We start from the raw sequence: 8,147 nt of genomic DNA on the forward strand, positions 1-8,147 counted from the left end.
CCTCGACGGAGTAACGCCGTTTGAGATCTTGGAAGGAAAGGACCCCTTGAGGGGCCACTTCCTTCCAAGATCTTTTCCTCTGTCCACAAGGGCGGTGCCGGCCCGCCCTTTCACGGGTGTCACGGGGTCACATGTTGGCGACGTCGGCCTGCTTGGCGCGGACGGCCTCGGCGGCCGCCTTGAGGCTGGCCAGCTCGTCGGCGTCCAGGTCCGTCTCGACGACCCGCTTGACGCCCTCACGGCCGATCTGGGCCTCGACGCCCAGGTAGACGCCGGAGATGCCGTACTCGCCGTCGACCCAGGCGCAGACCGGCATGACGTCGCCGGAGTCCTCGGCCACGGCCTTGGCCATCCGGGCGGCGGCGGCCGACGGGGCGTAGTACGCCGAGCCGGTCTTCAGCAGCGCGACGACCTCGGCGCCACCGTTACGGGTCTTGACGACCAGCTCCTCGATCTGGGCGGCCGGCATGGCGTCGCGCAGCGGCTTGCCGTTCACCGTGCTCTTCGACGGGACCGGGACCATGGTGTCGCCGTGCGAGCCCAGGGTCAGCGTCTTCACCGACTTGACCGGTACGTTCAGCGCCTCGGCGACGAAGTTGGTGAACCGGGCGGTGTCCAGCATGCCTGCCTGGCCGAGCACTCGGTTCTTCGGGAACTGGGTGGCGAGCTGGGCCAGGGCGGTCATCTCGTCGAGCGGGTTGGAGACGACGATGACGACGGCGTTCGGGGCGTACTTGGCGACGTTCTCGGAGACCTGGCGGACGATCTTGGCGTTGGTCTCCAGCAGGTCCATCCGGCTCATGCCCGGCTTGCGGGGCAGGCCGGCGGTGATGACGACGACGTCCGAGCCCTCGATGGCCTCGTAGCCCTCGCCGTTGGGGCCGGTGGTGACGCCGACGACCTTGGTCTCGAAGCCCTCGACCGGGCGCGACTGGTTGAGGTCCAGCGCGATGCCCGCGGGCTTGCCCTCCACGATGTCGGTGATCACGACGGTGTCGAAGACGTCGTACTCGGCCAGGCGCTGCGCGGTGGTGGAGCCGTAGAAGCCGGCCCCGACGACAGTGACCTTCTTACCCATGGTCGTCCCACTCCCTGATACCAGTCGGTTTTCCGGACCGTATCAGCCATCCTGGCACCGTTCAGGCCAGGGGCGGACGGTTATGACCCGCTCGGGTGGTCAGTCCTGCCGCTCGGCCCGCTCGACCACGTTGGTGAGCAGCATGGCGCGGGTCATCGGGCCGACCCCGCCGGGCATCGGCACCAGCTTGCCCGCCACCTCCGCCACCTCGGGGTCGACGTCGCCGGTGTAGCGGCCCTTGCCGTCGGCGCCGATCACCCGGGTGATGCCGACGTCGACCACGGTGGCGCCGGGGGTGACCATGTCGGCGGTGAGCAGCCCGGGCACCCCGGCGGCGACGATGACGATGTCCGCCTCGCGGGTGTGCGCGGCCAGGTCCAGCGTGCCGGTGTGGCAGAGGGTGACGGTGGCGTTCTCGCTGCGCCGGGTGAGCAGCAGGCCCAGCGGCCGGCCCACGGTGTTGCCCCGGCCGACCACCGCCACCTTGGCGCCGCTGAGCCCGACGTCGTGCCGGCGCAGCAGCTCGACGATGCCGCGCGGGGTGCAGGGCAGCGGCGCGTCGTAGCCGAGGACGAGGCGGCCCAGATTGACTGGGTGCAGGCCGTCGGCGTCCTTGGCCGGGTCGATCATCTCCAGCGCCCGCTGGGTGTCCAGCTGGCCGGGGAGCGGGAGCTGGACGATGTAGCCGTGGCAGGCCGGGTCGGCGTTCAGCTCGGTGAGGATGGCGTCGAGCTGCTCCTGGGTGGCGTCGGCGGGCAGCTCGCGGCGGATCGAGGCGATGCCCACCTCGGCGCAGTCCCGGTGCTTGCCGTTGACGTACGCCTGGGAGCCCGGATCCGCGCCGACCAGGACCGTGCCGAGGCCGGGGACGATGCCCCGCTCGGCCAGCGCCTTGACCCGCGCCCGCAACTCGTCCTTGATCTCCGCCGCGGTCGCCTTGCCGTCCAGGATCGTCGCCGTCACGCTTGGATCGTCTCACGGCCTGCGCCGCCGGGAACGACGACGGGCAATGGTGACGATCTGTTACGTGGCTTTGGTCACCGAGAGTTACCTCCTGTGGAATTTCCCACAGGCCGGGCCGGACAGCAAATGATCAACCGGGGCGGAGCGGACAGCAGGCGAGCAAGCGCGCGGCCGCACCCAGACGGCTATCGAGGCCCGGTCGGGCAAGCCGGAAATCGGCGTTGAGCAGCGATGATGGCGCTTGCACGTAGCAGGACATCGCCAGCCTGACAAGTTCCGCCCCCCACTCCGTTATCGCATCGCGACGCTCTCGTTGCTGAAACCGCCGATCGTGACCTACCGTTGCCGCTCGTTGCGCAGCGTTACCCAGCGCCGGGCTTGACTGCGCAGCGTGAGGAGATGAGGAGCCCCCATGCGTGTTCGTAGGCTCGCTGCCTGGACCGCCCTCCCGCTCGCGGTGACCCTGGGCCTCGCGGCCTGCGGCTCGGGCGGCAGTGGCGGCAAGAGCGACCCCAACGCGGCCGTGCGGATCGAGATCGCCGAGCCGCAGCACCTGGTCCCGACCAACACCAACGAGACGAGCGGCTCGCAGGTGCTGGCCGCCCTGTTCAGCCCGCTGGTCGACTACGACGAGGCGAACAAGCCCCACGAGGTGGCGGCGGAGTCGGTGACGACGTCGGACAACAAGGTCTGGACGATCAAGCTGAAGCCCGGCTACACCTTCCACAACGGCGAGCAGGTCACCGCCGACAACTACATCGACGCCTGGAACTACGGCGCGTACGCCCCGAACGGCCAGAACTCGAGCTACTTCTTCGAGAAGATCGCCGGCTACGCGGACCTGCAGGGCGAGAAGCCGAAGGCGAAGGCGCTGACCGGCCTGAAGAAGGTCGACGACCTGACCTTCACGGTGACGCTCGCCCAGCCGTACGTCGACTTCAAGTCGATGCTCGGCTACACCGCCTTCTACCCGCTGCCCAAGGCGGCCTTCTCCGCCCCCGGCGTGCTCGCCGACGGCTACGAGCAGGCGCCGATCGGCCAGGGCCCGTTCAAGATGAAGGGCAGCTGGCAGCACGACGCCAAGGTCGAGGTGGAGAAGTACGACGCCTTCCCCGGCCAGCAGCCCAAGGTGCACGGCGTGGAGTTCCGGATCTACCAGCAGATGACGGCCGCGTACGCGGACGTGCTGTCGGACAACCTGGACGTGATCAAGGAGATCCCGACCGAGAACCTTTCCACCGCGGCGACCGACCTCGGTGACCGGTTCCAGCAGAGCCCCGCCTCGTCGCTCCAGGTGCTGGCCTTCCCGACCTTCCAGAAGGAGTTCAGCAAGCCCGAGGTGCGCAAGGCCATCTCGATGGCGATCGACCGGGAGGAGATCACGAAGTCGATCTTCAAGGGCTCGCAGCAGCCGGCCCGCTCGTTCGTCTCGCCGGTGGTCGCCGGCTACCGGGACGACACCATCGGCGCCGCCGGTGAGTTCGACCCGGCCAAGGCCAAGGCCATGTACGAGGCCGCGGGCGGCCCGAAGAAGATCGAGCTGTCCTACAACGGCGACGGCGGCCACAAGGACTGGATCGACGCCACCTGCAACCAGCTCAAGGCCAACCTGGGCGTGGAGTGCGTCGGCACCGCCGAGCCGAAGTTCGCGGACCTGCTGACCAAGCTCAAGCAGAAGCAGCCGGTGGGCCTGTTCCGAATGGGCTGGGTCATGGACTACCCGTCCATGGAGAACTACCTCGGCCCGCTGTACAGCACCAACGGCTCGTCGAACTACTACGGCTACAGCAACCCGCAGTTCGACAAGCTGCTCGCCGAGGGGGCCAGCGCCCCGACGCAGGACGAGGCGATCAAGAAGTACCAGGCGGCGGAGGACCTCCTGGCCCAGGACATGCCGGTGATCCCGCTCCGGTACGGCCAGAACAACTTCGGCCACTCGACCAAGGTCAAGAACGTCGAGGTGGACCTCTTCGACCGGGTCAACCTGCTGAAGATCGAGGCCGTCAAGTAACACCCCCGTGCCGAACGGGTCGGGTCACCCACCGGTGGCCCGACCCGCGGGCCGGCAACCCTTCGCCCCTTTGTAGAGAGACTCCAGTATGTTCCGCTTTGTTCTGCGGCGACTACTCCAGATGGTCCTCGCCTTCTTCGGGACCACCCTGATCGTCTACGCGCTGATGTTCGCCGGCCAGGGCGACCCCATCCAGGCGCTCGCGGGTGAACGCCCCGTCACCGCCGCCCAGCGGGCATACCTGACCGAGAAGTACCACCTGGACGCGACCGGCGTCGGCGGCTTCTTCTACCGCTACTTCGACTACCTCAGGAACCTGCTCCAGGGTGACCTGGGACAGTCGCTGACCGGACGGCAGATCGGCGACATCCTCGCCGCCGCCTGGCCGGTAACCGTGAAGCTCGCGCTGATCGCGATGGCCGTGACGGTCGTCTTCGGGGTAACCGCCGGGGTCATCGCCGGTATCCGACGGGCCGGCGTCTTCGACAACTCGACCCTGGTGCTCACCCTGCTGGTGCTCGGCATCCCGACCATCGTGCTCGCCCCGCTGGCCCAGTACCTCCTCGGCGTGAAGTGGCAGCTCTTCCCGCCGACCGCCGGCGCCGAGCCGGACCTGTACGCGCTGCTGCTGCCCGGCATCGTGCTCGGCTCGCTCTCGCTGGCCACCGCGCTGCGGTTGACCCGTACCTCGGTGGCGGAGAACCTGCGCGCCGACTACGTCCGCACCGCCCGGTCCAAGGGCCTGGTCAAGCGGCGGATCGTCAGCGTGCACGTGCTGCGCAACTCGCTCATCCCGGTGGTCACCTTCCTCGGCGTCGAGCTGGGCAACCTGATGAGCGGCGCGATCATCACCGAGGGCGTGTTCAACATCCCCGGTATCGGCTTCAACCTGTTCCGCGGCATCCGCACCGAGGACGGCCCGCTGGTGGTGGGCATCGTCAGCGTGCTGGTCGTGGTCTACCTCGTCTCCAACCTGGTGGTGGACGTCCTGTACGCCGTACTCGACCCGAGGATCCGCTATGAGTGATCTCGCTACCGTGGCGGCCACGGAGGCCCCGGCCACCGCGGCCCAGAAGCCGCGCAGCCTGGCCGGCGACGCCTGGCGCGACCTGCGCCGCAACCCGATCTTCTGGATCAGCCTGACGCTGGTCGTGCTGGTCGCCGCGATGGCCGCGGTGCCGTCGCTGTTCACCGCCAACGACCCGCGCGACTGCGTGCTCTCCCGCCAGCACGCCGGGCCGTCCGGCGGGGCCATCTTCGGGTACGACTTCCAGGGCTGCGACACGTACGCCCGGTCGGTCTACGGGGCGCGCGCATCGCTCCTGGTGGGCGCGCTCTCCGCGCTGCTCACCGGCGTGATCGCGCTGGTCGTCGGGATGCTCGCCGGCTACTTCGGCCGGTGGATCGACGCGGTGCTCTCCCGGGTGATCGACATCGTGCTCGGCATCCCGCTGCTGCTCGCCGCGATCGTGCTGCTCAAGCGGGTGAGCACCAGCAGCGACAACGTCCGCCTCTTCGCGGTCATCTTCGTGCTGGCGGTGCTCGGCTGGACCACGGCGGCCCGGGTGGTCCGCTCCTCGGTGATCACCGCCAAGGAGCAGGACTACGTGGCCGCGGCCCGGATGCTCGGCGCCGGCAACGGCCGGATCATGTGGCGGCACATCCTGCCGAACGCGCTCGCTCCGGCGATCGTGGTGCTCACCATCGCGCTCGGCTCGTTCATCGCGGCCGAGGCCACGCTGAGCTTCCTCGGCATCGGCCTCAAGGCCCCGACCATCTCGTGGGGCATCGACATCGACGCCGGCCGGGTGCACATGCGCGAGTCCGCGACCCCGCTGGTCGTCCCCTCCGCCTTCCTGGCGCTGACCGTGCTCGCCTTCATCATGCTGGGCGACGCGATCCGCGACGCCTTCGACCCGAAGCTCCGGTGACGCTCATGACCCAGTCCGCGGTCCGGCCCACGCCGGCCTCCCCCACCCCGCCCGGTGGCCACCTGCTCGAGGTACGGGACCTGCACGTCGAGTTCCGCACCCGGGAGGGCGTGGCCAAGGTGATCAACGGGGTCTCGTACCACCTCGACCCGGGTGAGACCCTGGCCGTGCTCGGCGAGTCCGGCTCCGGCAAGTCGGTGACCGCCCAGGCGATCATGGGCATCCTGGACACTCCCCCGGCGCACGTCCGCTCCGGCCAGATCCTCTACCAGGGCCGGGACCTGCTGGCGCAGTCCGAGGAGCAGCGCCGACAGGTGCGCGGCAAGGAGATCGCGATGATCTTCCAGGATGCGCTGTCGGCGTTGAACCCGGTCTTCCCGGTCGGCTGGCAGATCGGCGAGACGCTGCGCCAGCGCGCGGGGATGTCCCGCGCCGACGCCCGCCGGCGGGCCGTCGAGCTGATGGACCTGGTGAAGATCCCGGCCGCGGCCAAGCGGCTCGGGGACTACCCGCACCAGTTCTCCGGCGGCATGCGGCAGCGCGTCATGATCGCCATGGCGCTGGCCCTGGACCCTAAGGTGCTGATCGCCGACGAGCCCACCACGGCGCTGGACGTCACCGTCCAGGCGCAGATCATGGACCTGCTGGCCGACCTGCGCCGCGACCTGGACATGGCGATGATCCTGATCACCCACGATCTCGGCGTGGTCGCCGGCGTCGCGGACCGGATCGCCGTCATGTACGCCGGCCGGATCGTCGAGCACGCCGACGTGCGCTCGCTGTACCGGGCGCCCGCCCACCCGTACACGAAGGGGCTGCTGGAGTCGATCCCGCGGCTGGACGTACGCGGGCAGGCGCTCTCGACGATCAAGGGGCTGCCGCCGAACCTGATGCGGATCCCCTCCGGCTGCCCGTTCCACCCCCGGTGCCCGTACGCGCAGCAGGTCTGCGTGGACGAGGTGCCGCACGACCTGGTCCTCGGCGACGGCCGGACCAGCGCGTGCCACTTCGCGCAGGAGGTCCGTGATGACAGCGCCCGCTAGCCCGACCAAGGTCCGCGGCGAGACCATCCTCTCCGTCGACAACCTGGTCAAGCACTTCCCGATCAGCCAGGGCGTGCTGTTGAAGAAGCAGACCGGCGCGGTCAAGGCCGTCGACGGGGTCAGCTTCGAGCTGCGCCGGGGCGAGACGCTCGGTGTGGTCGGCGAGTCCGGCTGCGGCAAGTCGACGCTGGCCCGGCTGCTCATGCGGCTGGAGACGCCGACCGCCGGCCGGGCCAGCCTGGAGGGCCGGGACCTGTTCAAGGCGAAGGGGTCGGAGCTGCGCCGCCTGCGCCGGAACATGCAGATGGTGATGCAGGACCCGTACACCTCGCTGAACCCGCGGATGACGGTCGGCGACATCATCGGCGAGCCGTTCGACATCCACCCGGAGGCAGCGCCGAAGGGCAGCAAGCGGCAGCGGGTGCGGGAACTGCTGGACGTGGTGGGGCTGAACCCGGAGCACATCAACCGGTACCCGCACCAGTTCTCCGGCGGCCAGCGGCAGCGCATCGGTATCGCCCGGGCGCTCGCCCTGCGGCCGGAGATCATCGTCTGCGACGAGCCGGTGTCCGCCCTCGACGTCTCCATCCAGGCCCAGGTGATCAACCTGCTGGAGCAGCTCCAGGACGAGTTCGGGCTGTCGTACATCTTCATCGCGCACGACCTGTCGGTGGTGCGGCACATCTCCGACCGCGTCGCGGTGATGTACCTCGGCAAGATCGTCGAGATCGGCACCGAGCAGGAGATCTACGAGCGGGCCACTCACCCGTACACCCAGGCGCTGCTCTCGGCGGTGCCGGTGCCCGACCCGGACGCCCGGGCGGACCGGAACATCATCCGGCTCACCGGCGACGTGCCGAGCCCGGCCGACCCGCCGTCCGGCTGCCGGTTCCGCACCCGGTGCTGGAAGGCGCAGGACATCTGCGCCACGCAGGAGCCGCACGCGGTGCTCCGCGCCGCCGACCCGCACCCCTCGGCCTGCCACTTCGCCGAGGTACGCCCCGCGTGAAAGTGGGGCCCCTGCTCAACGCCAAACGTTTTGGCGGGGGCCCGCCCGACACCCCCGCCCCCCCCGCCCCGCCCGCGGGGGGGGGCGCGCCCCCGCCGCCACGCCGCCGACG

Annotated in this window: 7 protein-coding genes; 5 read left to right on the top strand and 2 right to left on the bottom strand. The window is 69.7% G+C overall.

The genetic code is table 11. The annotated features are described in order from the left end of the window. Positions 1-127: 127 nt before the first annotated feature. Entirely contained in the window at positions 128-1,078 is a 951-nt protein-coding gene (gene mdh / locus ACWEVO_RS22380) for a malate dehydrogenase (protein WP_452309476.1), read from the bottom strand. A gap of 99 nt (positions 1,079-1,177) precedes the next feature. Next, entirely contained in the window at positions 1,178-2,041 is an 864-nt protein-coding gene (locus ACWEVO_RS22385; RefSeq protein ID WP_452309477.1) for a bifunctional methylenetetrahydrofolate dehydrogenase/methenyltetrahydrofolate cyclohydrolase, read from the bottom strand. A 412-nt stretch (positions 2,042-2,453) separates the two neighbouring features. Here ACWEVO_RS22385 and ACWEVO_RS22390 point away from each other — a divergent pair, with 412 nt between their 5' ends. From ACWEVO_RS22390 to ACWEVO_RS22410, 5 genes are all read left to right on the top strand, one after another. Then, positions 2,454-4,052, top strand: coding sequence for a peptide ABC transporter substrate-binding protein (locus tag ACWEVO_RS22390; protein WP_452309478.1), 1,599 nt, complete (start codon positions 2,454-2,456; stop codon positions 4,050-4,052). Between the two features lie 88 nt (positions 4,053-4,140). Further along, positions 4,141-5,079 carry an ABC transporter permease gene (locus tag ACWEVO_RS22395; RefSeq protein ID WP_452309479.1) on the top strand — a complete coding sequence of 313 codons (939 nt, stop codon included), beginning with the start codon at positions 4,141-4,143 and terminating at the stop codon, positions 5,077-5,079. Then, positions 5,072-5,983 (top strand): ABC transporter permease, encoded by a 912-nt coding sequence (locus ACWEVO_RS22400; protein WP_452309480.1) that lies wholly within the window; start codon positions 5,072-5,074, stop codon positions 5,981-5,983. The genes ACWEVO_RS22395 and ACWEVO_RS22400 overlap by 8 nt, the downstream gene beginning before the upstream one ends. 5 nt (positions 5,984-5,988) lie before the next feature. Beyond that, positions 5,989-7,026 (top strand): ABC transporter ATP-binding protein, encoded by a 1,038-nt coding sequence (locus tag ACWEVO_RS22405; RefSeq protein ID WP_452309481.1) that lies wholly within the window; start codon positions 5,989-5,991, stop codon positions 7,024-7,026. After that, positions 7,010-8,035 (top strand): ABC transporter ATP-binding protein, encoded by a 1,026-nt coding sequence (locus ACWEVO_RS22410; protein WP_452309482.1) that lies wholly within the window; start codon positions 7,010-7,012, stop codon positions 8,033-8,035. The genes ACWEVO_RS22405 and ACWEVO_RS22410 overlap by 17 nt, the downstream gene beginning before the upstream one ends. The last annotated feature ends 112 nt before the right edge of the window (positions 8,036-8,147 follow it).

The sequence above is a fragment of the Micromonospora sp. NPDC003776 genome (genome assembly GCF_053605645.1).